The 26,469-nt window shown below is 57.5% G+C and carries 21 protein-coding genes and 1 riboswitch; of the genes, 5 read left to right on the top strand and 16 right to left on the bottom strand.

The window, feature by feature from the left end; translation table 11 throughout:
* Genes apaG through lptD form a run of 5 tightly spaced genes read right to left on the bottom strand, consistent with a single transcriptional unit; the run spans window position 1 to window position 5,877 of the window.
* Window positions 1-378, bottom strand: coding sequence for a Co2+/Mg2+ efflux protein ApaG (gene apaG, locus P349_RS14015; RefSeq protein WP_024907431.1), 378 nt, complete (start codon window positions 376-378; stop codon window positions 1-3).
* Between the two features lie 3 nt (window positions 379-381).
* On the bottom strand, window positions 382-1,203 hold the full coding sequence (gene rsmA, locus P349_RS14020) for a 16S rRNA (adenine(1518)-N(6)/adenine(1519)-N(6))-dimethyltransferase RsmA (protein ID WP_023310362.1): 822 nt from the start codon (window positions 1,201-1,203) through the stop codon (window positions 382-384).
* Entirely contained in the window at window positions 1,200-2,186 is a 987-nt protein-coding gene (pdxA, locus tag P349_RS14025; RefSeq protein ID WP_032649850.1) for a 4-hydroxythreonine-4-phosphate dehydrogenase PdxA, read from the bottom strand. Before pdxA ends, rsmA begins: the two co-directional genes overlap by 4 nt.
* On the bottom strand, window positions 2,186-3,472 hold the full coding sequence (gene surA, locus P349_RS14030; protein ID WP_032649849.1) for a peptidylprolyl isomerase SurA: 1,287 nt from the start codon (window positions 3,470-3,472) through the stop codon (window positions 2,186-2,188). The genes pdxA and surA overlap by 1 nt, the downstream gene beginning before the upstream one ends.
* Window positions 3,473-3,525: 53 nt before the next feature.
* A complete protein-coding gene (gene lptD / locus P349_RS14035) occupies window positions 3,526-5,877 on the bottom strand; it encodes an LPS assembly protein LptD (protein ID WP_032649847.1) in 2,352 nt (783 codons plus the stop codon).
* 239 nt (window positions 5,878-6,116) lie between these two features.
* Between lptD and djlA the strand changes: the two genes are divergently transcribed.
* Window positions 6,117-6,932: a co-chaperone DjlA gene (djlA, locus tag P349_RS14040; RefSeq protein ID WP_008502016.1), complete on the top strand. Its 816-nt coding sequence runs from the start codon at window positions 6,117-6,119 to the stop codon at window positions 6,930-6,932.
* 29 nt (window positions 6,933-6,961) lie between these two features.
* On the opposite strand, the gene rluA is transcribed toward djlA, so the two are convergent.
* From rluA to araB, 6 genes are all read right to left on the bottom strand, one after another.
* Entirely contained in the window at window positions 6,962-7,621 is a 660-nt protein-coding gene (rluA, locus tag P349_RS14045) for a bifunctional tRNA pseudouridine(32) synthase/23S rRNA pseudouridine(746) synthase RluA (RefSeq protein ID WP_008502014.1), read from the bottom strand.
* Between the two features lie 12 nt (window positions 7,622-7,633).
* Window positions 7,634-10,540, bottom strand: a complete 2,907-nt coding sequence (gene rapA / locus P349_RS14050) for an RNA polymerase-associated protein RapA (RefSeq protein ID WP_032649845.1) — start codon at window positions 10,538-10,540, stop codon at window positions 7,634-7,636.
* Window positions 10,541-10,668: 128 nt separating this feature from the next.
* Entirely contained in the window at window positions 10,669-13,026 is a 2,358-nt protein-coding gene (polB, locus tag P349_RS14055) for a DNA polymerase II (RefSeq protein ID WP_032649843.1), read from the bottom strand.
* A 74-nt stretch (window positions 13,027-13,100) separates the two neighbouring features.
* Complete coding sequence (araD, locus tag P349_RS14060) at window positions 13,101-13,796, bottom strand: L-ribulose-5-phosphate 4-epimerase (protein ID WP_024907438.1); 696 nt, start codon at window positions 13,794-13,796, stop codon at window positions 13,101-13,103.
* An 86-nt stretch (window positions 13,797-13,882) separates the two neighbouring features.
* Window positions 13,883-15,385: an L-arabinose isomerase gene (gene araA, locus P349_RS14065; protein ID WP_032649842.1), complete on the bottom strand. Its 1,503-nt coding sequence runs from the start codon at window positions 15,383-15,385 to the stop codon at window positions 13,883-13,885.
* Window positions 15,386-15,395: 10 nt separating this feature from the next.
* The gene (gene araB / locus P349_RS14070; protein ID WP_032649840.1) at window positions 15,396-17,105 is read right to left on the bottom strand and encodes a ribulokinase; all 1,710 of its coding nucleotides are present in this window, start codon (window positions 17,103-17,105) and stop codon (window positions 15,396-15,398) included.
* A 337-nt stretch (window positions 17,106-17,442) separates the two neighbouring features.
* On the opposite strand from araB, the gene araC reads away from it, so the two are divergent.
* Both araC and P349_RS14080 read left to right on the top strand, forming a co-directional pair.
* A complete protein-coding gene (gene araC / locus P349_RS14075) occupies window positions 17,443-18,288 on the top strand; it encodes an arabinose operon transcriptional regulator AraC (protein ID WP_032649837.1) in 846 nt (281 codons plus the stop codon).
* Window positions 18,289-18,416: 128 nt separating this feature from the next.
* The gene (locus P349_RS14080) at window positions 18,417-19,184 is read left to right on the top strand and encodes a DedA family protein (protein ID WP_024907441.1); all 768 of its coding nucleotides are present in this window, start codon (window positions 18,417-18,419) and stop codon (window positions 19,182-19,184) included.
* A gap of 32 nt (window positions 19,185-19,216) precedes the next feature.
* Here the strand turns inward: P349_RS14080 and thiQ are convergent, their stop codons facing one another.
* The 4 genes from thiQ to sgrR form a co-directional block, all read right to left on the bottom strand.
* Entirely contained in the window at window positions 19,217-19,918 is a 702-nt protein-coding gene (thiQ, locus tag P349_RS14085) for a thiamine ABC transporter ATP-binding protein ThiQ (RefSeq protein ID WP_032649835.1), read from the bottom strand.
* Window positions 19,902-21,512 carry a thiamine/thiamine pyrophosphate ABC transporter permease ThiP gene (gene thiP / locus P349_RS14090; protein ID WP_032649833.1) on the bottom strand — a complete coding sequence of 537 codons (1,611 nt, stop codon included), beginning with the start codon at window positions 21,510-21,512 and terminating at the stop codon, window positions 19,902-19,904. Before thiP ends, thiQ begins: the two co-directional genes overlap by 17 nt.
* Window positions 21,488-22,471 carry a thiamine ABC transporter substrate binding subunit gene (gene thiB, locus P349_RS14095; protein ID WP_032649831.1) on the bottom strand — a complete coding sequence of 328 codons (984 nt, stop codon included), beginning with the start codon at window positions 22,469-22,471 and terminating at the stop codon, window positions 21,488-21,490. Before thiB ends, thiP begins: the two co-directional genes overlap by 25 nt.
* A 31-nt stretch (window positions 22,472-22,502) precedes the next feature.
* A riboswitch (TPP riboswitch) is annotated at window positions 22,503-22,603 on the bottom strand.
* 36 nt (window positions 22,604-22,639) lie between these two features.
* Window positions 22,640-24,295, bottom strand: a complete 1,656-nt coding sequence (gene sgrR, locus P349_RS14100; RefSeq protein WP_032649829.1) for an HTH-type transcriptional regulator SgrR — start codon at window positions 24,293-24,295, stop codon at window positions 22,640-22,642.
* Between the two features lie 88 nt (window positions 24,296-24,383).
* On the opposite strand from sgrR, the gene sgrT reads away from it, so the two are divergent.
* Window positions 24,384-24,536 carry a glucose uptake inhibitor SgrT gene (sgrT, locus tag P349_RS14105; protein ID WP_032644049.1) on the top strand — a complete coding sequence of 51 codons (153 nt, stop codon included), beginning with the start codon at window positions 24,384-24,386 and terminating at the stop codon, window positions 24,534-24,536.
* 120 nt (window positions 24,537-24,656) lie between these two features.
* Window positions 24,657-25,835: a sugar efflux transporter gene (locus tag P349_RS14110; protein WP_032649827.1), complete on the top strand. Its 1,179-nt coding sequence runs from the start codon at window positions 24,657-24,659 to the stop codon at window positions 25,833-25,835.
* Between the two features lie 41 nt (window positions 25,836-25,876).
* Here P349_RS14110 and P349_RS14115 read toward each other — a convergent pair whose 3' ends face one another.
* A complete protein-coding gene (locus P349_RS14115) occupies window positions 25,877-26,458 on the bottom strand; it encodes a cytochrome b/b6 domain-containing protein (protein WP_032649825.1) in 582 nt (193 codons plus the stop codon).
* Between the last annotated feature and the right edge of the window lie 11 nt (window positions 26,459-26,469).

The raw sequence follows: 26,469 nt of genomic DNA, 5'->3' as shown, positions 1-26,469 counted from the left end.
TTAATGAATGAGTGTTGTAACGGCGAGACGGAACACAGGAATGGCAACGCGGAATCCATTGCCATCGACGTCGACCATTTCATAATGGCCTTGCATGGTACCCATCGGCGTTTCAATTACCGCGCCGCTGGTGTACTGGTACTCTTCGCCAGGGGCGATGTGGGGCTGTTCACCCACCACACCTTCGCCCTGAACTTCAATTTCGCGGCCATTGCCGTTAGTGATTAGCCAGTAGCGCCCGCGCAGCTGCACGGGCATCCGTCCCAGATTGCGAATGGTCACGGTATAAGCGAAAACAAAACGATCTTCGTCCGGAGAGGACTGTGATTCAACATAGACGCTTTGTACATGGACACATACGCGGGGCGAATCAATCATGGCTTAACTCTCCTTCGGCGGCGCATTATCGCTGATGTAATTAGCCAGCTTGCAATACTGCTCTACGGAAATATTCTCCGCACGCATTGCCGGGTCGATCCCCAGCTCGGCTAACACCTCTACGGTAAACGAATTGCTCAGGCTGTTACGGATCGTTTTACGGCGCTGGTTAAAGGCTTCTGTGGTAATACGGCTCAGTACGCGCAGATCTTTAACCGGATACGGTTTCGTCTTGTGCGGCACAAGGCGCACAACCGCTGAATCCACTTTCGGTGGTGGTGTGAACGCTGACGGCGGTACTTCGAGTACCGGGATCACGTTGCAGTAATATTGTGCCATCACGCTTAAACGACCATACGCTTTACTGTTCGGGCCTGCAACCAGACGGTTAACAACCTCTTTTTGCAACATGAAGTGCATGTCGGCAATGGCATCAGTATAGCTAAAGAGGTGGAACATGAGCGGCGTGGAGATGTTGTACGGCAGGTTGCCGAAAACGCGCAGCGGCTGACCCATTTTTTCCGACAGTTCGCCAAAGTTCATGGTCATGGCATCCTGCTGATAGATGGTCAGCTTCGGCCCGAGGAACGGGTGCGTTTGCAGGCGTGCGGCCAGATCGCGGTCCAGTTCGATGACGGTCAGTTCGTCGAGGCGTTCGCCTACCGGTTCGGTCAGTGCAGCAAGGCCTGGGCCGATTTCGACCATCGCCTGGCCTTTTTGCGGATTAATAGCCGAGACAATGCTTTCGATCACGAACTGATCGTTAAGGAAGTTTTGCCCGAAACGTTTACGGGCTAAGTGGCCCTGATGGACTCGATTAGTCATTGAGTATTAACAATCATTTTGATGGCGAGATTAAGCGCCGTAATAAAACTGCCGACATCCGCCTTCCCCTGGCCTGCCAGATCAAGCGCAGTACCGTGGTCAACGGACGTTCGAATAAAGGGTAAACCGAGGGTGATATTCACCCCGCGGCCAAAGCCCTGGTATTTTAGCACGGGCAGGCCCTGATCGTGGTACATCGCGAGCACGGCGTCGGCATTATCCAGGTATTTTGGCTGGAAAAGGGTATCTGCTGGCAGCGGCCCGCTGAGGTTCATCCCCTTCGCCCGCATTTCGTTGAGCACCGGAATAATGGTGTCGATCTCTTCGGTGCCCATGTGCCCGCCTTCACCGGCGTGCGGATTCAGACCGCAAACCAGAACGTGCGGCTGCGGGATCCCAAATTTTGTCTGCAGATCGTGATGCAATATCCCGATGATCTCGCGCAGGAGATCGGGGGTGATCGCATCCGGAATCGCTTTGATCGGAAGATGGGTAGTCACCAGGGCAACGCGCATCGCTTCGGTCGCCAGCATCATCACCACTTTCGGACTGTGCGAGCGCTCTTCGAAGAACTCCGTATGCCCGGTAAATGGTATGCCCGCTTCGTTGATCACGCCTTTGTGAACGGGGCCGGTAATCAGAGCGGCAAATTCGCCCTTCAGGCAACCGTCGCAGGCGCGCGCAAGGGTTTCAACGACATAGTGGCCGTTTTCCGTGCTGAGCTGACCCGGAGTGACCGGCGTTCGAAGGGGAATAGAGAGAAGGGTAAGTGTACCGGCTTGCTGTGGTGCAGGCTGTTGGCCTTCAACGTAAGGGATGAGCGTTAAAGGCAGACCGAGCAGTGTTGCCCGGTCTTGTAACAGTGTTGCATCGGCGCAGACAACCAGTTCTACCGGCCAGCTGAGCTGGGCGAGCTGGACAACGAGGTCAGGCCCAATCCCGGCGGGTTCGCCGGGCGTGATAACAACACGATGCTGTTTCATTAGTTGCTCAGCACTTTCACGTAAGCACTGGCGCGTTGTTCCTGCATCCAGGTGGCTGCTTCTTCAGAGAACTTACGGTTAAACAGCATACGGTAGGCTCTGTCTTTCTGTGCCGCATCCGTTTTATCAACGTTACGGGTGTCCATCAGCTCGATCAGATGCCAGCCAAACGAAGAGTGGACCGGCGTGCTCATCTGGCCTTTGTTCAGCTTCATCAACGCGTCACGGAAGGCAGGATCGTAAATATCCGCAGCCGCCCAGCCCAGATCGCCGCCCTGGTTAGCAGAGCCTGGATCCTGAGAGAACTCTTTTGCGGCCTTCGCAAACGAGGTTTTACCGCTCTTAATGTCTGCTGCGATCTGTTCCAGCTTCGCACGCGCCTGATCGTCAGTCATGACCGGTGACGGTTTCAGCAGAATGTGGCGAGCGTGAACTTCGGTGACGGAGATATTTTGGCTCTGGCCGCGCAGATCGTTCACCTTCAGAATGTGGAAGCCCACGCCTGAACGGATAGGACCGACGATATCCCCTTTCTTCGCCGTGCTCAGCGCCTGGGCAAAGATGGATGGCAGCTCCTGAATACGTCCCCAGCCCATCTGGCCGCCTTTCAGCGCCTGTTGGTCAGCGGAGTAGGTGATGGCCAGCTTGCCAAAGTCGCCGCCGTTACGCGCCTGTTCAACAATAGAACGCGCCTGGCTTTCTGCTTCCGCAGCCTGATCGGACGTTGGGTTCTCTGGCAGTGGAATCAAAATGTGGCTCAGATTCAGCTCTGTGCTCGCATCGTTCTGGCTACCCACCTGTTTTGCCAGCGCGTCCACTTCCTGAGGCAGGATAGTGACGCGGCGACGCACTTCGTTGTTACGTACTTCCGAAATCAGCATCTCTTTACGGATCTGATTACGGTAGGTGGCGTAGCTGATGCCGTCATAGGCCAGACGGCTGCGCATCTGATCTAAAGACATATTGTTCTGCTTCGCGATGTTAGCGATCGCCTGATCGAGCTGCTCGTCAGTGACCTTCACACCCATTTTCTGCCCCATCTGCAGAACGATCTGATCCATGATCAGACGCTCTAGGATCTGGTGGCGCAGCGTGGCGTCATCCGGAAGCTGTTGACCGGCTTCGCCCGAATTGAGCTTCACCGATTTCATCAGACCGTCAACGTCACTTTCAAGCACGACGCCGTTGTTAACCACAGCAGCGACTTTATCAACAACCTGGGGGGCCGCGAAGCTGGTATTCGCAACCATAGCGACACCGAGCAGCAGCGTTTTCCAGTTCTTCATACTTTTTCCATTTCAATTAACCGCAAAGCGGATTACGTTGCAAATCAAGCACATTACAAGGCGCTACTGTACGGCAGAATATTCGAGCGCAGCATTTTCTGCGTACCCAGACCGTAGTTGGAACTCAGGCCGCGTAACTCGAAGTTAAAGCCAATCACGTTATCGTATTTGCTCTGATTGTTTTCACTGTTCCAGCCGTTAAGCTTACGTTCGTAACCGACACGCAGCGCGTAACAGCAGGAGTTATATTGCAGACCCACCATCTGGTCAGCAGGTTTATTGGCGTTAGTGTCAAAGTAGTAAGCGCCTACGATTGACCAGCGGTCGGCGATAGGCCAACTCGCTGCGCCACCCACCTGCGAGATACCGTCTTTATACTGTTCTGCGCCAGCATAAGATGGCAATGTTGCCTGAATATATTCCGGGCTGGCGTAACGATACGTCAACTGCACCATACGGTCTTCATCACGGCGGTACTCAATAGCAGCGCTACTTGTCGCAATATTATCGAGTCGAGTGTCATATTGCACACCACCACGCAGACCCCAACGGTCAGTCATACGCCAGTAAGTATCTCCTGCCCAAACCAGCGATCCCGTTTTGTTATCTTTCTCCCAGTTAATGTTGTCATCACCGGTGCGTGACTCGGTGAAATAGTAGATTTGACCAACAGAAACGTTAAAACGTTCAACGGCGGCATCATCATATACACGGGTTGTGACGCCGGTCGTCAACTGGTTTGCTGAGGCGATTCGGTCAAGACCACCGTAGGTACGGTCACGGAACAGGCCGCTGTAGTCAGACTGGAGTAAAGAGGAGTCGTAGTTCTGAATCTTGCTTTGATCGCGGTACGGCACGTACAGATACTGCATTCGCGGTTCGAGCGTCTGAGTATAACCATCCGCCAGCAGACCCATATTACGCTCGAAGATCAGCTTGCCGTCCATTTTGAACTGCGGGAGCGTGCGGTTGACCGACTCTTCCAGATGCGTATTGTTAGTTGCGTTGTAGTTATCAACATTTTTTTGCTGATAGTGGGTTGCCATCAGCTTGGCTTCGGTATTCAGGCTTGCCCAGTCGTTAGACCACGGCAGATTGATCGTCGGCTCAAGGTGAACACGCGTGGCTTCAGGCATGTCCGAATCCGTGTTAACGAAATGCACTGCCTGAGCGTAAACCCGAGTGTCAAATGGGCCCACATCATTCTGATACCAGTTAACGTCCAGCTGTGGCTCAGCGCCATAGGTAGGCGTGGACTGATCAGAAAATACCTGGAATTGCTTGGTCGAGACGGTTGCATCAAAGTTCTGCACCGCATAGCCCACGCTGAATTTCTGCGTGGCATAGCCATCGGTACTCGAGCCGTATTTGGACGAGAAGTCATTAAAATAAGACGAATCGCTAACTTTGGTGTAGTCAACGTTAAAGCGCCACACCTGATCCATCACCCCGGCATGCTGCCAGTAGAACAACCAGCGGTGCTTATCACCTTCGGTCGGATGCTCATCCTGGAAGACTTTATCCGACGGCAGATAATCCAGCTCCATCAGACCCGCACCAGCGTGTGTCAGATAGCGGAACTCGTTCTCCCACATGATGTTGCCGCGCTTGTGGATATAGTGCGGCGTGATCGTCGCATCCATGTTTGGCGCGATGTTCCAGTAATACGGCAGGTAGAACTCAAAGTAGTTCGTGGTGCTGTATTTGGCATTTGGGATCAGGAAACCGGAGCGACGTTTGTCACCCACGGGAAGCTGCAGATAAGGGCTGTAGAATATGGGCACTGGACCCAGTTTGAAGCGGGCGTTCCAGATCTCTGCGACCTGTTCTTCGCGGTCATGGATAACCTCGCTTCCGACCACGCTCCAGGTATTTGAACCCGGCAGACATGACGTAAATGTACCATTTTCCAGGATCGTATAGCGGTTTTCGCCGCGCTGTTTCATCAGGTCTGCGTCACCGCGCCCCTGGCGACCCACCATCTGGTAATCACCTTCCCAGACGTTAGTATCTTTAGTATTCAGGTTTGACCAGGCTTTCGGACCTTTCAGGATGACCTGATTGTCGTCATAGTGCACATTACCCAGCGCATCCACCGTTCGTACCGGCTCGGCCGCACCTTCCGGCTGCTTCTGGTGCAATTGCACTTCATCTGCCTGCAGGCGGCTATTACCCTGGTTAATATCCACATTGCCCGTAAACGTGGCATTGTCAGGGTAAGTTCCTTTCGAACTGTCGGCAGTAATGGTTACCGGCAAGCTATTTGTATCGCCACTCACCAGTGGGCGATTATAACTTGGGACGCCAAGCATACACTGCGAGGCGAGATCGGCCGCCAGCCCCTGTTGACTATACAGGGCGGAGCCAATCATTGTGGCCAGAAGGGTGGGGATACGTTTTTTCATACGTTGTATTTTATTGTTCCGTCATCAGTGGCTACGGCTTACAAACGCTCAGAGACTATCTTACTCATCTGCGCAGTACCAGCGTTAATCCTGCCCGTTTGCGTGCCAGAGTGTTAGGCTCGCTATCGAATGACGAGTATGATAAAGCAAATTATAGGCGATGTCCTTCAATTGACCGTGACTTGAACACAGTGATGATGACGTTGCGTCGGCCAGGAATATGACTATCCGGGGAGTATATGCAGTATTGGGGTAAAATAATCGGCGTTGCGTTCGCCATCATCATGGGTGCCGGGTTCTGGGGGATTGTGCTTGGACTTATTATCGGCCATATGTTTGATAAGGCGCGCAGCCGCAAAATGGCCTGGTTTGCCAATCAGCGCGAGCGTCAGTCACTCTTTTTCTCCACCACCTTTGAGGTGATGGGGCACTTAACCAAATCCAAAGGGCGTGTCACAGAAGCCGATATTCAGATTGCCAGCGTTTTTATGGATCGTATGAACCTGCATGGCGATTCCCGTCTGGAAGCGCAAAATGCGTTTCGCATCGGTAAATCGGATAACTATCCGCTTCGCGAAAAAATGCGTCAGTTCCGCAGCATCTGCTTCGGACGTTTTGATTTAATTCGGATGTTTCTGGAAATACAAATCCAGGCGGCCTTCGCCGACGGTTCACTTCACCCTAATGAACGTGATGTGCTGTACGTCATTGCGGAAGAGCTGGGCATCTCCCGCATGCAGTTCGACCAGTTCCTGCGCATGATGCAGGGCGGGGCGCAGTTTGGCGGCGGCTATCACCAGCAGTCGTCCGGCGGTGCCTGGCAGCAGGCGCAGCGTGGTCCGACGCTGGAAGATGCCTGCAACGTGCTTGGCGTAAAGCCCTCTGACGATCAGACCACGATTAAACGTGCCTATCGTAAGCTCATGAGCGAGCATCATCCGGACAAACTGGTCGCGAAAGGCCTGCCGCCAGAAATGATGGAGATGGCGAAGCAAAAAGCGCAGGAAATCCAGAAGGCGTACGAGCTTATTAAAGAGAAGAAAGGTTTCAAATAAAAAAAAGCCCGACGATGTCGGGCTTTTTTTTAGAAGTCCACCGGGGCTTTAAACGTCATTGCGTTACCAAAGGCCGGATGGGTGATGGTGAGCGTCTGCGCGTGCAGCTGCAGACGTGGCGCTAAGGCCAGCGCTTCAGGCGGCGCGTAAAACCGGTCGCCCAGAATCGGATGACCCAGAGCGAGCATATGCACGCGCAGCTGGTGTGAACGTCCGGTAATCGGTTTTAGCAGGACGCGCGCGGTATTATCCGGCGCATACTCCAGCACTTCATACTCGGTCTGCGCGGCCTTGCCAGTTTCATAACACACCTTTTGCTTTGGCCGGTTCGGCCAGTCGCAGATCAGCGGTAAATCCACCAGCCCTTCCGCCTGAGCGGGGTGGCCCCAGACGCGGGCGACATACTGCTTTTTCGGCTCGCGCTCGCGGAACTGGCGTTTTAACTCGCGTTCCGCCGCTTTATTTAACGCCACCACAATCACGCCGCTGGTAGCCATGTCCAGGCGATGGACAGACTCCGCCTGCGGATAATCGCGCTGAATGCGCGTCATCACGCTGTCTTTGTGCTCATCCAGACGCCCCGGCACGGACAACAGGCCGCTGGGCTTGTTGACCACCATAATGTGTTCATCCTGATACAGAATGACCAGCCAGGGATCCTGCGGCGGATTGTAAGGCTCCATCACCATCTTGCGCTCCGTTTACTGATGCGTCACAACGATAAGACGCAGGGCATCCAGACGCCAGCTCGCCTGATTCAGGCTTTCCAGCACCTGCTGACGGTTACTTTCAATCGCCGCCAGCTCGTCGTCACGAATGTTCGGGTTGACGGCTTTTAACGCTTCCAGACGGGACAGCTCCGCGGACAGTTTCTCGTCGGCTTCACTGCGCGCAGCGTCAATCAGCGCTCTGGCCGCTTTCTCAATCTGGGTTTCGCCCAGTTGCAGAATAGCGTGCACGTCCTGCTGGACCGCGTTAACCAGCTTGCTGCCGGTATGGCGGTTCACCGCGCTCAGCTGTCGGTTGAAGCTTTCGAACTCGACCTGTCCGGCCAGGTTCGTGCCGTTTTTGTCCAGCAGCAGGCGGACCGGCGTTGGTGGCAGGAAGCGGGTGAGCTGCAGCTGTTTAGGCGCCTGCGCTTCCACAACGTAGATCAGCTCTACCAGCAGGGTGCCCACCGGCAGCGCCTTGTTTTTCAACAGGGAGATGGTGCTGCTGCCGGTATCGCCGGAGAGGATCAGGTCCAGACCGTTACGGATCAGCGGGTGTTCCCAGGTGATAAACTGGGCATCTTCGCGGGACAGCGCCACGTCACGCTCGAAGGTGATGGTACAGCCATCTTCCGGCAGGCCCGGGAAATCCGGTACCAGCATGTGATCGGACGGGGTCAGGACAATCAGGTTCTCGCCACGGTCGTCCTGGTTGATACCGACAATATCGAACAGGTTCATGGAGAAGCTAATCAGGCTGGTATCGTCATCTTGCTCTTCGATGCTCTCTGCCAGCGCCTGCGCTTTTTCACCGCCGTTGGAATGGATCTCCAGCAGGCGATCGCGACCCTGTTCCAGCTGCGTTTTCAGCGCGTCGTGCTTCTCGCGGCAGGACTTAATCAGATCGTCAAAGCCGTCGGTGTTTTCCGGCGCGGCCAGGTAGCCGATCAGATCGCCATGCACCTGATCGTAAATGGTGCGGCCCGTCGGGCAGGTATGTTCAAACGCGTCCAGACCTTCGTGGAACCAGCGTACCAGCACGGACTGCGCGGTTTTTTCCAGATACGGCACGTGGATCTGAATATCATGCGCCTGACCAATACGGTCCAGACGGCCGATACGCTGCTCCAGCAGATCGGGGTTAAACGGCAGATCGAACATCACCAGGTTGCTGGCGAACTGGAAGTTACGGCCTTCAGAGCCGATTTCCGAGCACAGCAGAACCTGTGCGCCGCTGTCCTCTTCGCCGAACCACGCCGCGGCGCGGTCGCGCTCGACGATGGACATGCCTTCGTGGAACACGGCGGCACGAATACCTTCGCGCTCGCGCAGGACCTGCTCCAGCTGCAGCGCGGTGGCCGCTTTGGCGCAGATCACCAGCACTTTCTGGGAGCGGTGCGCGGTCAGGTAGCCCATCAGCCACTCCACGCGCGGATCGAAGTTCCACCAGGTGCCGGTATCGCCTTCAAATTCCTGGTAGATTTGTTCCGGATAAAGCATGTCGCGGGCGCGCTCTTCCTGGGTTTTGCGCGCGCCCATAATGCCGGATACTTTAATCGCCGTCTGATACTGCGTCGGCAGCGGAAGCTTGATGGTGTGCAGCTCGCGTTTCGGGAAGCCTTTGACACCGTTACGGGTGTTTCGGAACAGCACGCGGCTGGTGCCGTGGCGGTCCATCAGCATGTCGATCAGCTCTTTGCGCGCGGATTCCGCGTTGTCGCTCTCGCTGTTCGCGGCCTGCAGAAGCGGCTCGATATCCTGCTCGCCAATCAGATCGCTCAGGGTGTTGAGTTCGTCATTTGAAAGACGCTTGCCCGCCAGCAGCATGGCGACGGCATCCGCGACCGGACGGTAGTTATTCTGTTCTTCCACAAACTGCGCAAAATCGTGGAAACGGTTTGGATCGAGCAGGCGCAGACGGGCAAAGTGGCTTTCCAGCCCCAGCTGCTCCGGCGTTGCGGTCAGCAGCAGGACGCCAGGCACGCGCTCGGCAAGCTGCTCGATAGCCATATATTCGCGGCTCGGCGCATCTTCGCTCCAGACCAGGTGGTGCGCTTCGTCGACCACCATCAGGTCCCATTCAGCATCGCACAGGTGCTCAAGACGCTGCTTGCTGCGGCGCACGAAGTCCAGGGAGCAAATCACCAGCTGTTCGGTTTCAAACGGGTTGTCCGCATCGTGCTGCGCTTCGGCATAGCGTTCGTCGTCGAACAGCGAGAAACGCAGGTTAAAGCGGCGCAGCATCTCAACCAGCCACTGGTGCTGCAGGGTTTCTGGCACCACAATCAGCACGCGTTCGGCAGCGCCGGAAAGCAGCTGTTGATGCAGGATCATGCCCGCTTCGATGGTTTTACCCAGACCCACTTCATCTGCCAGCAGCACGCGCGGCGCGTGGCGACGGCCCACGTCATGGGCGATGTTCAGCTGGTGGGGGATCAGGCTGGTGCGCTGGCCGCGCAGGCCGCTCCACGGCATGCGGTACTGTTCACTCTGGAACTTACGCGCGCGATAGCGCAGCGAGAAGCGATCCATACGGTCGATTTGCCCGGCAAACAGGCGGTCCTGCGGCTTGCTAAACACCAGCTTGCTGTCGAGCAGCACTTCACGCAGGATAACATTGGCCTCGTCGGTGTCCAGACGAGTCCCGATGTAGGCGAGCAGTCCATTCTCTTCTTTTACGTCTTCAATCTTGAGCTGCCAGCCGTCATGGCTGGTCACGGTGTCACCCGGATTAAACATCACGCGGGTAACAGGGGAGTCATTGCGAGCGTACAGACGGTTTTCACCGGTGGCTGGGAAGAGGAGGGTAACCATACGCGTATCGATTGCTACGACGGTTCCTAATCCAAGTTCGCTTTCTGTATCGCTGATCCAGCGTTGACCAAGTGTAAAAGGCATAGTTGTTCGGCTCTAATCTTTAATTGCAGGCAATAGTTCGACCCCCGTCAAAAAAGACGGTCATCGAAAAATGGGTCCGGGAATGGAAAGGGCGCTATGGTACTGGATGGCAGCCATTTCGTCACGCGTCAAAATAGGCCAAGTTGCCCTGTCACTAGTGTAGCAAAATCATCGTCGATGAAGGGCAAAATTCCGTCGGCAACCGGCTGAAGCTGACGCGTCAGATAGTGTTCGTAATCCAGCGGAGAACGCTGATAATCCACGGGTTCCGGGCCGCTAATGGTCCAGACGTATTTGATGGTCCCCCGGTTTTGATACTGCGGCGCGCGGCCGCGGCGTACGTTTTCTTCATCCGCGAGACGCGCGGCGCGTACGTGCGGAGGAACGTTACGCTGGTACTCCGCCAGCGGGCGGCGCAGGCGCTTGCGGTACACCAGCTGCGCGTCAAGTTCGCCCGCCATCAGGCTGGCTATCGTCTCGCGCACATAGTCCTGATAGGGCTCATTGCGGAACACCCGAAGATAGAGCGTCTGCTGGAACTGCTGCGCCAGCGGCGTCCAGTCGGTACGGACTGTCTCGAGCCCTTTAAATACCATCCGCTGCGCGTCGCCTTCCTGAATCAGCCCGGCGTAGCGCTTCTTGCTGCCCTGATCGGTACCGCGAATGGTGGGCATTAAAAAGCGGGCGAAATGGGTTTCAAATTCCAGCTCCAGCGCGCTGGTTAACCGCGCTTTCTGCAGATGTTTCTGCCACCAGTCGTTCACGAAGGCGACCAGCGCTTTACCGATTTGCGCGGCGTCTTCTTCCGAATGCGCGCCCTTAAGCCATACAAAGGTGGAGTCGGTGTCGCCGTAGATGACGTCATAGCCCCGGGATTCAATCAGCGCTTTGGTCTGGCGCATGATCTCGTGCCCGCGCATGGTGATCGACGACGCCAGGCGCGGGTCAAAGAAGCGACAGGCGCTGGTGCCCAGCACGCCGTAAAAGGCGTTCATGATGATTTTCAGCGCCTGTGATAGCGGCTTGTTACCGTGGCGCTTGGCCTCGTCGCGGCCGTTCCAGATGTTTCCCACGATGTCAGGCAGACAGTGTTTTTCCCACGAGAAGCGTGCGCCGAGGAAGCCTTCGGTGCTGTGCTCATCATCCGGCTGGGCCAGGCCCTCAACCAGCCCGACGGGATCGATCAGGAAGGTACGGATGATCGACGGGTACAGGCTTTTGTAGTCCAGGACCAGAACGGAGTCATACAATCCTGGCCGGGAATCCATGACGTAGCCGCCGGGGCTGGCCTGCGGCGGCACGTCCCCGAGGTTAGGGGCGACATAACCTGCCCGGTGCATTCGGGGAAAGTAGAGATGGCTAAAGGCGGCAACCGAGCCACCGTGCCTGTCGACCGCCAGGCCGTTAACCGTCGCGCGCTCCAGCAGGAACGGCATAATCTCGGTTTTGTGGAATATCTGCGTGACCAGCTCGCAGTCTTTCAGGTTATAGGTGGCGAGCGCGGGCTTGTCTTCGTTAAAGCGCCGGTCGATCTCGTCCATTCTGTCCCAGGGGTTATCGATGGATTTACCTTCGCCAAGCAGCTCCTGCGCCACTGCTTCAAGGGAGAAGGAAGAGAAGCTCCAGAAGGCGGATTTGAGCGCCTCGATGCCGTCAATAATCAGGCGGCCGTTAGCCTGTGCGAAGAAAACGCCATTCTTAAAACCGTGTTCGCGCCATTCCAGCTCGCTGTTGCCGCGCCCAAGCATCAGCGGGATGCGGTAGCGCTCGGCGTGTTTTTGCAGCACGCGCAGGTCAAACTGCACCACGTTCCAGCCGATCAGAACATCGGGATCGTAGTCGGCAAACCACTGGTTAAGCTTCTCCAGCAGCTGCGGGCGGCTGTTGACGTACTCAAGCCGGAAATCCAGCGCGGTGGCATCACCATTCGGCGGCCCAAGCATATAGACAACCCGATCGCCACAGCCTTCCAGGCCAATGCAGTACAGTTCGCCGTGACGGGTGGTTTCGATATCCAGGGAGACCCACTTCAGCGGTGGGCGGTAGTGCGGGTTCGGCTTCAGGCGCGCATTAACGAGGCTGCCGCTATGCGCGGTGCCGTCGACCCAGACGGGGGCGGTAATAAACCGCTCCATCAGAAAGCGCTCCGGTGGGCGGATATCGGCTTCGTAGAGCGTCACGCCCGCCTCGCGGAGCAGTTTTTCATAGCGCATCAGCTGTCGATGGGCGCGGCAGTAGAGGCCGTAAACCGGCTGGCGGTGGAAATCTTTCAGTTCAAGCGGGGTAATGCGCCAGCCGTTTTCGCCGCGCAGCAGCTGTTTCACGTTTTCGACGTGGGCTTCAGGAATAAAGGCCACGGATTCCTGCGGGGGCAGCGTAACGTGCAGCGGACCGTTGTCTGTCGCCAGCCAGAACGCGACCTCGGTGCCCTGAGGGGTATCCCGCCAGTGTCGGGTCAGTAAAAAACCTTCTTGCGCCTGCGCCACGCCGTTATCCCAGAAAACAAAACCAGGCCTGATTATAGCCTGGTTAAGATTTTAATGCTGGGTTTATATACAGCTTACTGCCCGTAGTAGGCCTTCGCACCGTGCTTGCGCAGGTAATGCTTATCCAGCAGGGTTTGCTGCATATCCGGCAGCTGCGGTGCCAGCTGGCGACAGAAGATCCCCATATAGGCGATCTCTTCGAGCACGATGGCGTTATGCACCGCGTCCTCCGCGTTTTTCCCCCAGGCAAACGGGCCGTGGGAGTGCACCAGCACGCCGGGCATCTGCGCCGCGTCGATCCCCTGTTTTTCGAAGGTTTCGACAATCACGTTGCCGGTTTCCCACTCATACTCACCGTTGATTTCTGCATCGGTCATCAGACGCGTGCAGGGAATGGTGCCGTAAAAGTAGTCCGCGTGTGTGGTACCGGTCGCCGGGATGGACTGGCCCGCCTGCGCCCAGATGGTGGCATGGCGCGAATGGGTATGCACGATGCCGCCGATGGTCGGGAATGACCGATAGAGCAGGCGGTGAGTGGGCGTATCGGAGGACGGTTTTTTGTTGCCTTCCACCACTTCGCCGGTCTCGAGGCTGACAACCACCATATCGTCTGCGGTCATCACCGTGTAATCCACGCCGGAAGGCTTAATCACGAACACGCCTTTTTCCCGATCAACGGCGCTGACGTTGCCCCAGGTCAGGGTCACCAGATTATGTTTCGGCAGCGCCAGGTTGGCTTCGAGCACCTGACGTTTGAGATCGTCTAACATAGTTGTCTCCTGCCGGATGGCGCTTCGCTTATCCGGCCTACGAAACCGTAGGCCCGGTAAACGCAGTGCCACCGGGCATTCAGGGCTTAGCGTTTTGAACCGTAATAGACTTCATTCCAGCGCAGCGCGTCTTTGAAGGCGGGCAGGCGGGTATCGTTATCAATCACGGTAAGCTCGATGTCGTGCAGCTCGGCGAACTGACGCATGTCGTTCAGATCCAGCGCGTGGCTGAACACCGTGTGGTGCGCGCCACCGGCCAGGATCCAGGCCTCTGAGGCGGTTGGCAGGTCAGGCTGTGCTTTCCACAGGGCGTTGGCGACCGGCAGTTTCGGCAGAGAATGTGGCGTTTCAACCGCATCGACGCAGTTCACCAGCAGGCGGAAACGATCGCCGAGGTCGATCAGGCTGGCGTTGATGGCCGGGCCCGTGCGGGTGTTGAAGATCAGACGCGCCGGATCGGCTTTACCGCCGATGCCGAGGTACTGCACGTCGAGGATCGGTTTTTCCTCTACCGCGATGGAAGGACACACTTCCAGCATGTGCGAGCCGAGCACCAGGTCGTTGCCGTTTTCGAAGTGGTAGGTGTAGTCCTCCATAAAGGAGGTGCCGCCCTGCAGACCGGTCGACATCACCTTCATGATGCGAAGCAGAGCGGCAGTTTTCCAGTCGCCTTCGCCCGCAAAGCCGTAGCCCTGCTGCATCAGACGTTGTACCGCCAGACCCGGCAGCTGTTTCAGGCCGTGGAGATCTTCAAAGGTGGTGGTAAAGGCGTGGAAGCCGCCCTGTTCCAGGAAGCGCTTCATGCCCAGCTCGATGCGCGCCGCGTCCAGCACGTTCTGACGCTTGTCGCCGTTGATTTGTGCCGCAGGCGTCAGGCGGTAGCTGCTTTCGTATTCGTCCACCAGCGCGCTCACGTCGCCGTCGCTGATTTCATTCACCACCTGCACCAGGTCGCCCACGGCCCAGGTATTCACGGAGAAGCCGAACTTGATCTGCGCGGCCACTTTGTCGCCGTCGGTGACCGCCACTTCACGCATGTTGTCCCCGAAACGTACCACTTTCAGGTGGCGGGTGTCCTGTTTAGAGACCGCCTGACGCATCCAGGAGCCGATACGCTGTTGCGCCTTGCCATCCTGCCAGTGGCCGGTGACCACCGCGTGCTGCTGACGCATACGCGCGCCGATGAAGCCGAACTCGCGGCCGCCGTGCGCGGTCTGGTTCAGGTTCATAAAGTCCATGTCGATGCTGTCCCACGGCAGGGAGGCGTTGAACTGGGTATGGAACTGCAGCAGCGGTTTGTTGAGGATAGACAGGCCGTTGATCCACATTTTGGCGGGTGAGAAGGTGTGCAGCCACACCACCAGGCCGGCGCATTTATCGTCGTAGTTGGCGTCGCGGCAGATGTGGGTAATTTCATCCGGCGTCGTGCCCAGCGGTTTCAGCACCAGTTTGCACGGCAGTTTGGCTTCCGCGTTCAGCGCGTTAACGACGTGCTCCGCATGTTTCGTCACCTGCTGCAGCGCTTCCGGTCCGTACAGATGCTGGCTGCCAATTACAAACCACACTTCATAATTATTAAAAATGGTCATCATCGTGTCCTTAATGGGTCAGGGTTGCCGTAGTGTCCGCGGTGCTTTTGGCCGGGGCGGCGACAGGGAGATAGTGAAGTTCGGCGCTTTTTGCCCATTGCTGGTAGCGCTGATAAAGCTGTTCAAAGCGTTGTGCCTGTTGAGTACGCGGCTGGAGTGTGTTTTCGACGGCGCTCGCCATGTGCTGCTGCGCGGTCGGGATATCCGCATGAACGCCTGCGGCCACGGCGGCGAAAATCGCCGCGCCCAGCGCGCAGCACTGATCGGAGGCCACAATCTGCAGCGGACGGTTCAGCACGTCGCAGCAGGCCTGCATGATCACCGGGTTTTTACGGGCGATGCCGCCCAGCGCCATCACGTTGTTCACGTCGATGCCCTGCTCGGTGAAGCACTCCATAATGGCGCGGGCACCAAAGGCGGTGGCGGCAATCAGTCCGCCGAACAGCGCAGGCGCGTCGGTCGCCAGATTGAGATCCGCGATCACCCCTTTCAGACGCTGGTTGGCAAACGGCGTGCGGCGGCCGTTAAACCAGTCCAGCACCACCGGCAAATGTTCGAGAGACGGATTTTTTGCCCAGGCTTCGGTGAGCTGCGGCAGAAGCTGCTTTTTGCTCTCGGCTATCTGGGTTTTCAGTTCAGGATGCGCCGCCGCCAGCCGATCCAGCGGCCAGCCCAGCACGCGGCCAAACCAGGCGTAGATATCGCCAAACGCTGACTGACCGGCTTCGAGGCCAATAAAGTCCGGCACCACGCTGCCGTCCACCTGGCCGCAGATGCCTTTTACCGCGCGGTCGCCGACGGTGGCTTTATCCGCCGTCAGGATGTCGCAGGTGGAGGTCCCGATGACTTTGACCAGCGTGTTTGGCTGCGCGCCCGCGCCCACGGCGCCCATATGGCAATCAAACGCGCCGCCGGAGATCGCCACGTTTTGCGGCAGACCGAGACGCGTCGCCCACTCCTCACAGAGGGTGCCGACGGGAATATCGGCGGTAAAGGTGTCGGTAAACAGCGGGTATGTCAGGCTCTTGTTGATGATCGGGTCGAGCTCATCGAAGAACGCGGCCGGAGGCAGGCCGCCCCAGTTTTCATGCCACAGGGATTTATGCCCGGCACTGCAGCGACCGCGGCGGATATCCTGTGGACGCGTGGTGCCGGAGAGCAGGGCAGGCACCCAGTCGCACAGCTCAACCCATGACGCCGCAGCCTGCGCGACGGCGGCGTCGGCACGGCTGACGTGGAGGATCTTGGCCCAGAACCATTCGCTGGAATAAATCCCGCCGATGTAGCGCGAGTAGTCCGTTTTGCCCGGCTGATGGCACAGGCGGGTGATGGCTTCGGCCTCTTCCACGGCGGTATGGTCTTTCCACAGCACGAACATGGCGTTCGGGTTGTCGGCAAACTCAGGACGCAGCGCCAGCACGCGGCCTTCGGCATCCACAGGGGCTGGCGTGGAGCCGGTGCTGTCGACGCCAATGCCGACAATCTCAGCCCGCTGGGCGTCCGTCAGTTCAGCCAGGACGGTTTTGATCGCCGCTTCCATCGACTCAATGTAGTCACGCGGGTGGTGGCGGAACTGGTTGTTTGGCGCATCGCAGTAGCGCCCCTCTTGCCAGCGCGGGTACCACTCAACGCTGGTTGCTATCTCCTGGCCGGACGTACAGTCCACTGCCAGCGCGCGAACCGAGTCGCTGCCAAAATCGAGGCCAATCGCAATTGCCATGGTGTTGCTCCATCGAAAAAAGAGGTATGGAAGAACATTAGAGACTGGGGACAAAAGTCGTCAGGCAGGATCCGCTAATCTTATGGACTAAATTGCTGTTACAACGGAAAGTGTGACGCCGTGCAAATATTCAATGTGGACATTTCTGCCGCACTTATAGACACTTTTGTTACTGCTTATCTGCCTGCTCAGGCGGAGAAATCAGGGGGAAAGGCTGAAACATGGCGGACGTAAAAGCGGCGTGATGCTTTTTGGATCTTTTCGCGGGCCATTTTTAAGCTGCTTTTAATGATATGGACAATTGGTTTCCTTCAGGACCCTTGGGAGAACTGAATCTATGGCCGAAACGCAAAACGATCCCCTGCTGCCGGGATACTCGTTTAACGCGCACCTTGTGGCGGGACTGACCCCTATCGAGGCTGAGGGATATCTCGACTTTTACGTCGACCGACCGCTCGGGATGAAAGGATATATCCTCAACCTGACCGTGCGAGGGGAAGGGATCATCAAGAACGGTGACCAGCACTTTGTCTGCCGTCCCGGCGATATCCTGCTGTTCCCGCCGGGGGAGATCCACCACTATGGCCGTCATCCGGATGCCAAAGAGTGGTATCACCAGTGGGTCTATTTCCGTCCGCGCGCCTACTGGCAGGAGTGGCTTTCCTGGCCGGCTATTTTTGCGCACACCGGTTTTTATCGCCCGGATGAGGTTCATCTGGCGCAGTTTCGCGAGCTTTTTGCGCAGATTATCGAGGCGGGACAGGCCGGTGGTCGTTACGCTGAACTGCTGGCGATTAACCTGCTCGAACAGTTGCTGCTGCGCCGCATGGAAGCGATTAACGAGTCGCTTAATCCCCCGCTGGATAACCGCGTGCGCGACGCCTGCCAGTACATCAGCGACCACCTTGCTGACAGCCAGTTTGATATCGCCAGCGTTGCCCAGCACGTCTGCCTTTCGCCGTCGCGTCTGTCGCATCTGTTTCGCCAGCAGCTGGGCGTCAGCGTGTTGAGCTGGCGCGAGGACCAGCGGATCAGCCAGGCGAAGCTGCTGCTCAGCACCACCCGGATGCCCATCGCCACCGTGGGGCGCAACGTGGGCTTTGAGGATCAGCTCTATTTCTCCCGCGTATTTAAAAAATGTACCGGTGCCAGCCCGAGTGAATTCCGCGCGGGATGTGAATAAACGGTAAAAAAAGATAAACAAACAGGTGAATGCGGGAAGCAACCTGTAAACTATTCAGACAATTGTTGCCTTGACGCGGTGCGGGGCGCTAAGCAGAATCGCTGATTCGTTTTCTGACCGGAATAGTTATGCAGGCATTGCTGGAACATTTTATTACCCAGTCCGTTATGTACTCACTCATCGCCGTGGCGCTGGTGGCGTTTCTGGAGTCGCTGGCGCTGGTTGGGCTGATCCTGCCCGGCACCGTGATGATGGCGGGGCTTGGCGCGCTGATCGGCAGCGGTGAGGTCAATTTCTGGCAGGCGTGGCTGGCCGGGATTATCGGCTGCCTGCTGGGCGACTGGATCTCCTTCTGGCTGGGCTGGCGCTTTAAGAAGCCGCTGCACCGCTGGTCGTTCATGAAAAAGAACAAAGCCTTGTTGGATAAGACCGAGCATGCGCTGCACCAGCACAGCATGTTTACCATCCTCGTCGGCCGCTTCGTTGGGCCAACGCGTCCGCTGGTGCCGATGGTGGCGGGGATGCTGGATCTGCCCGTCGCGAAATTCGTGGTGCCAAACATTATCGGCTGCGTCTTCTGGCCGCCGTTCTACTTCCTGCCGGGGATCCTCGCGGGTGCTGCCATTGATATTCCTGACGGTATGCAAAGCGGTGAGTTTAAGTGGCTGCTGCTGGGCACGGCTGTGCTACTGTGGCTGGCGGCATGGCTCTGCTGGCGGCTGTGGCGCAGCGGGAAAGCGAATATCGATCGCCTGACGCGCTACCTCCCGCGTACTCGCCTGCTCTGGCTGGCCCCGCTAACGCTGGGCGTGGCGGCGGTGGCTCTGGTGGCGCTGATTCGTCACCCGCTGATGCCGGTGTACGGTGAGATTTTATTGAAAGTGGTCAGTCGTTAAGGACTATTTCCCTCTCCCCGTGGGAGAGGGCATCAGACCGCGCGAATGCCCAACAGTGAAGACGCCCCCGCTTGACCACTGAGCAGCTCTTCCGTCTTCCCATCCCACGCAATTCGCCCTTCAGCAACGACCACCGATCGCGGCGCAATCCGTGCGGCATCCTCAATACTGTGCGAAACCATCAGCATCGTCAGTTGCTGGCGCTGACAGACCTCCTGCACCAGGGCCAGCATCTCCTGACGCAGCGCGGGATCGAGCGCCGAGAACGGCTCATCCAGCAGCAGTATCGGCTGTTCGCGCACCAGACAACGTGCCAGCGCCACGCGCTGACGCTGGCCGCCGGAGAGCTCGCCCGGCAGCCTGTCGATAAACCCGGTGATCCCCATCTGTGCGGCAATGATCTCCAGCTTATGGCGCTGGTCATCGTTCAGCCTGAGTCCCGGGTGCATTCCCAGCGCGATGTTTTGCCGCACCGTCAGGTGGGTAAACAGGTTGTTTTCCTGAAACAGCATTGAGACAGGACGTTTTGCGGGCGGCGTGTGGGTATGATCCCGGTTATTTATGACGATCGATCCGCTTGCCGGCTGCAGAAAACCCGCAACCAGATTAAGCAGCGTGCTTTTTCCTGCGCCGCTTGGGCCAAGCACGGCGATCATCTCTCCCTGGCGCACGGAGAGCGTGAAGCGCATCGGCAGATGCTGATAAAGCCAGGTTACATCAGTCAGTTTTAACATCACGCCCCGGAAGTTTCTCAATAACGGTAAATAAGGCAAAGCACAGCAGCAGCAGTAACAGCGCGGTGACCGCGCCGTCCTGACTGCGGTAAGAGCCGATTTGCTGATAGAGCCAGTAGGGCAGCGTGCGGAAATCGTCATTGCCGAACAGCGCCACGACCCCAAAGTCTCCAATAGAGAGCACGCAGGCAAACGCCAGCGCCTGTGCCAGCGGACGTTTTAGCGCGCGCAGTTCGACCACCTTCAGCCGCTGCCAGCCCTGCATGCCCAGCGACTGGCACAGCAAACTGTAGCGGCTGTTGACGTCGCGCATCGGGTTTTCCAGCACCTTGAGCGCATAAGGGATGGCCATTAAGGCGTTGGTAAAGATCACGATGCCGTCGGCGCTTTCCGGCAGGCCGATGGTGCTGTTGAACAGCAAAAAGAAGCCCGTCGCCAGCACGATCCCCGGCATCGCCAGAATCAGCATGCCCGTCAGCTCCAGCATTTGTCCGGCTTTTTGCGCCTGGCGGGCGTAAAGCTCACGGCTGCTCCACAGCAGCATCATGGTCAGGATGACGCACAGTAATCCGGCAGCCAGCGCGATACGCAGCGAGGTCCAGGTGGCTTGCCGGAGGACGGGCTGTTGCAGGACAGACAGGAGATTGAGGTTCAGTCCGTCAACGATAACGGCCAGCAGCGGCGGCAACAGAAGCAGGAGCGCCAGCCCGATCAGGACAAAATCGCTGACGCGGCTGTGCAGGCTGTCCTGCGGATCGCGCCAGCCGGTTATTTGGTGACTGCCTGCAGGAATGGCTTTACTCAGCCGCTGGCTCAACAGGACCAGGGCAAGGCAGCATGCCATCTGGACTATCGCCAGCAGCGCGGCGCGACCGGGATCGTAGTCGTAACTCAGCGCCTGGTAAATCGCCAGCTCAATGGTGGTGGCCTGCGGCCCGCCGCCGAGCGACAGCACGGTGGCAAAGCTGGCAAAGCAGAGCATGAAGATTAATGCCGCCACGGGCGGGATCTGGCGGCGCAGCCACGGCCATTCGACAAAGCGGAAGAACGACACGCCACGCATGCCGAGCTGGGCGGCAACCTGGCGCTGCTCGCCGGGAATGTTCTCCAGAGCCTGCAAAAAGAGGCGCGTTGCCATCGGCATATTGAAAAAGACGTGTGCCAGCAGGATGCCCTGCAGTCCGTAAGGCGAGAATGACCATTCCAGACCAAGCTGGCCGAACAGCGATGCCAGCCAGCCCTGGCGACCGTAAACGCTCAAAATGCCGAATACCGCCACCAGCACGGGCAGGATCAGCGTCATGGCGCACAGGCGCAGCAGGGCCTGCCTGCCGGGGAAACGCCGCCGATACAGGGCGCGCGCCAGAAAAATGGCCGGGATCACCGAGAGCAGGGCAGAAAGAAACGCCTGCCAGAAGGAGAATTGGATCACGTGCCAGAGGTAACTGTCGTGCCAGAGGGCGAGCAGATCGCTCTCTGGCGCGTTGAACCACAGTGCAAGAAAAGCCCCCAGGCTGACCACCACCATCACTATGGCGGCGAGCAGCCCGGGAAGTAGCCAGCCGGGAATCAACGGCTGACGGCGCGTTGCCATTCACTTACCCATGCTGCACGCTGCGCGGCGACCTGCTGCGGCGTAAACTCCAGCGAGGTTGTTGGTTTGGTCAGCTGCTCAAAACCTGGTGGCAGCGCAACGTTAGCGACCGGATACATCCAGTTGCCTGCGGGAATGGCATTCTGGAACGCCGGTGAAACCATGAATTTCAGGAACTTCTCGGCCAGCTCCGGCTGTTTGCTGGCGGCGGTACGCGCGGCCACTTCCACCTGCAGGTAGTGCCCTTCAGCGAAATTAGCCGCAGCGTAGTTGTCTTTCTTCTCGGCGATAATGTGGTATGCCGGGGAGGTGGTGTAGCTCAGCACCAGGTCGCTTTCGCCTTTCAGGAACAGGCCATAGGCTTCGCTCCAGCCTTTGGTCACGGTGACGGTTTTGGCGGCCAGCTTCTGCCACGCTTCCGGTGCTTTATCCCCGTAGACCTTTTGCATCCACAGCAGCAGGCCCAGCCCCGGCGTGCTGGTACGCGGATCTTCATAAATCACGCGCCATTTCTGGTCACTTTCCACCAGTTCTTTCAGGCTCTTCGGCGGGTTTTTCAGCTTATTTTTGTCATAAACAAAAGCAAAGTAGCCGTAATCGAACGGCACAAAGGTGTCGTTCTTCCAGCCGCCAGGCACGTTAACGGCATCGGCCGCGACGCCGCTTTTGGCAAACAGTTTGGTTTGCGAGGCGGCTTCCAGCAGGTTGTTATCCAGCCCGAGCACCACGTCGGCCTTGCTGTTTTTCCCTTCCATGCGCAGACGGTTGAGTAGCGAAACGCCATCTTCCAGCGCCACGAACTTCAGCTCGCAGTTGCAGTCGGCTTCAAAGGCTTTTTTGACTGCCGGGCCAGGGCCCCAGTCGGCAGAGAAGGAGTCATAGGTGTAGACCGTCAGGACGGGCTTCGCAAAAGCAGGCAGCGCAAACAGCGCCAGCAGGGGGAGAACTTTTTTTAACACTTTGCACCTCAAAGTTGAGTGGCAAAGGATTTTGAGCGACAGCCTCAAATCCCTTCGCCGGCGTTATCCGGATCAGGTTCGACGGGTATTATCTCAGCGCACATCTGTGATGCAGCACCCCGTTGAGAACGGCGCTATTGTAATGATTTGGTGAATATTACGAAAGCGTTATGGCTCCGGGGGCGCAAACCAGGCGGATTTAAAATCAAACCAGCCCAGGGTATTCATCCGCAGGCCGCGCATGCTGCGCTGGCCCTGGATCATCAGCCAGTGGTGGATCAACGGGACGATGGTCTGTTCGGCCAGTAGCTGCTGGCACCACACGGCAAGATTCATCTCGCCCGCGCGCCACTGGGCGGCATCCTGCTGCCAGTCACGGTCGATGCAGTGCTGGATCAGCGGGACTTCATACAGGTGCGAGAAGAGCGAGAAATCGAGCGGCAGGGTGAAGTTGGCGCTGTTAAGCCAGATATCACTGGTGATATCCCCCTGGTGCCACTCGTCATAGTCAACTTCCTTGACCTCCAGCATTACTCCTTCGGCTGCCAGCAGGCGTGTCATGATCCTCGCGATAAAACGATGCTCCACGTGCTCGCGGTAGTAGGTCAGGGTGATAGACTCCAGCCCTGCGGGCTTGTCGCAGTGCGACGGGCGGGCGTGGTGCCAGCGCGGAAGCAGGCCGTAGGCCGGGAACCAGTATGTCTGGTACTGCGCTTCCGCATGGTAGATCAGATTGGCAGGGGACAACACGTGGCTGATCCACTTGCGGACGGCCTGGTTTGCCCCGCGGTGGGTGCGGCGGTCAAAGAGGAGATAGTAGCATCCCTCCTCCAGGCGACTCTCCACGGCTTTTTCTCCCGTGGTGGGGCCTTCAAGCGTCAGCCCGCAGCTCAGGTCTTCATTGAGATCCGGCAATACCCACACGTTGACTTCGTCGATCAGCGCCCGATAGCCAAAGTAGTCATCGAACGCGCGGATTTTCAGCTGGTTGCTGTTATTGCGGGACACGGAATAGGGCCCGGTGCCAATCGGCAGGCTGGCAAAATTGTTCATCGATTCCCACTCGCCGGGCAAAATCATCGACGGCACGTAGCCCAGCAGCCAGGGAAGCCACTTATCCTGCTGCGACAGCTCGATATCCAGCGTCCAGGCCGTGGGGGAGTGGATACGCGAAATATGCGAGTAGAGCGGCAGCCTTCGGACGCGTTCCAGAGAGGCGATGACGTCGTGCATCTCCAGCTCGCGACCATGGTGAAAGTGAATGCCGGGGCGTAAAAAGAAGCGCCAGTGAAGCGGAGAAAGTTGCTGCCAGTGGTGCGCGATATCCGCTTCCAGTTCCCCGTTTTCCTCATTTATCCGCGTCAGACCGCTGAAGATTTGCCGGGCCATATGGGTTTCTGAGCGGCGTAACGCCGTGCCGGGCAGCAGATTTTTCATTGGACGATAGTAGAGCACCCGCAGGATGTGCCGACCCTGACGAAAACTGCGTCCGAGATGGGAAACCAGCATCTGGCGTACGGCGGCTTTGTCGCCCACCAGCTGAACCAGCTGATCGATGCGGTCCTGCTCGAGCAGGTCTTCCGCGCGCTGCTGCTGCAACGCCAGCCCGGTATAGAGAAAGGTCAACCGCGAACGTTTGCCGCGTCCCGCCTCAGCTTCCCAGCTTAACCAACCCTGTTGCTGCATGGTGTTGAGCAGCGTACGCATATGACGGCGGGAACAGCTAAGCAGGTCAGCCAGCTCGTTGAGCGTGGTCTCCTGCGATTGCCCCTCGCAGCACTGCCAGAGGCGGATAAACTGTTGTTGCAGACGACCGGAAGGCATAAAAGGGGAACTCCTGACAAAAAACCAGCAATTTATTTATCCCTATATTAGGCCAATAATTCTCCTCGATGAAGTGAGGAGGTAAATTATGAAGAGGTCTACCGCACGTCAGTTTTATCAGCAGTACTTTTCAGCGACAAAAGGATCGTCCTGGCTGGCCCGCCAGTGTGCAGAGCAACGGCTGAAAACGTTAGAAGAATTGATGCAGTGGGACGTTACAACACCGACCTCTTCCCGCTAACTCGCCTCGATCATGTGTGACTGAGTATTGGTGCTTATCACCCGCCAGCAAAATGTTTTTGCTGGCTTTTTTCGTTTATTCTTTCACCCGATTTTGATTCGCTTTCACAAGGACTTGCGCATGCTGTGGTTGATGACGATGGGGCGACGCCTGAACGGCGTGTATGCCGCTTTTATGCTGGTGGCCTTTATGATGGGCGTGGCGGGGGCGCTGCAGGCGCCGACGCTTAGCCTGTTTCTCAGCCGCGAGGTGGGGGCACAGCCGTTTTGGGTCGGCCTGTTTTATACCGTTAACGCCATTGCCGGGATCCTGGTCAGCCTCGCGCTGGCGAAACGATCGGACAGCCAGGGCGATCGCCGCAGGCTGATCCTCTTTTGCTGCGCCATGGCGGTGGGCAACGCGCTGCTCTTCGCCTTTAACCGTCATTATCTGACGCTCATTACCTGCGGCGTGCTGCTGGCGTCACTGGCGAACACCGCCATGCCACAGCTTTTCGCGCTGGCCCGTGAATATGCGGATAACTCGGCACGGGAAGTGGTGATGTTCAGCTCGGTGATGCGTGCCCAGCTCTCGCTGGCGTGGGTCATTGGTCCGCCGCTGGCCTTCATGCTTGCGTTGAACTACGGCTTTACCACCATGTTCTCCATCGCCGCCGGGATTTTTGTCATCAGCCTGGCATTGATTGCCTTCGCGCTGCCGTCCGTGGCGCGCGTTGAACAGGCAACGGATAAACCTGTCACCGAGGTGAGCGGCTGGCAGGATAAAAACGTCCGCATGCTGTTTATTGCCTCCACGCTGATGTGGACCTGCAACACGATGTACATTATCGATATGCCGCTGTGGATCAGCAGCGATCTGGGTTTACCGGACAAACTCGCGGGGATCTTAATGGGAACCGCCGCCGGGCTGGAGATTCCGGCGATGATTCTGGCGGGTTACTACGTTAAGCGCTTTGGAAAGCGTCGGATGATGATCGTTGCCGTGGCGGCCGGAGTGCTGTTCTACGCGGGGCTGATCCTTTTCCATTCGCGTGAAGCGTTGCTGGCGCTGCAGCTGTTTAACGCCGTGTTTATCGGGATTGTTGCCGGGATCGGCATGCTCTGGTTTCAGGATCTCATGCCCGGTCGTGCCGGCTCGGCGACCACGCTTTTTACCAACAGTATTTCAACCGGGGTGATTCTGGCAGGCGTGATTCAGGGGGCGCTGGCGCAAAGCTATGGGCATGCGTCTGTCTACTGGATGATTGCGGCGCTCTCTGTCGTGACGCTTCTGCTGACCTGCCGCGTAAAGGACGTGTGATCGAATGAATGAAACGGAGCCCGGGAACGCCGGTCTCCGGTTTATTCTGAACACTGATATTTACGCTGCGCGCGTAGCGTCAGGTACATATGAACGAGGCCCATGAAACCGTGTGCCCAGAAATATGTTTCAATAAAGACCGTCAGGAATTTATGCAAATATAAGGCGGATTCCGTGACGGACGAAACGGGTCCGAGCGTGGCGTTCAGCACGAACCAGGCCGCGCCGCAGAGTGCAACGCCCAGCAGCGCCAGCACGCCCAAACCTTGCACCGTTGCCGCCATACCGCCGGCATGCGCGTCAGGAAGCTGACGCTGCGTGAGGGTGCGAATATCGTCAACGATTCCGCGAAAATCCAGCGCCAGCCAGGCGAAGTAATATTTAAATCCGCGCTGGGTTAACATCCATGCCATCATGGCAATGCCACAAAAAATTAAACCAAACCCGGAAATAATATGCATCCAGGTGACAATTCCGTTCAGCCCGGAGTCGTGGAGGGCTTCACTATCGGTGAAATTAGAATTGATGATCTGGACCAGCACCAGTACGGCCACAAGAATGTGCAGTACGCGAAGAAAGGGTGTTTCTTTATGGGGAAGCGTATTGCGTAGCGTTGGGTTCATCGCTTTTTACC

Origin of the sequence: Enterobacter sp. DC4 (assembly GCF_000568095.1) — a bacterium.
GTDB classification, from domain to species: domain Bacteria; phylum Pseudomonadota; class Gammaproteobacteria; order Enterobacterales; family Enterobacteriaceae; genus Enterobacter; species Enterobacter pseudoroggenkampii.
Note: the sequence above shows the minus strand (reverse complement) of the source record. Positions and strands in the feature narration are given on the sequence as shown.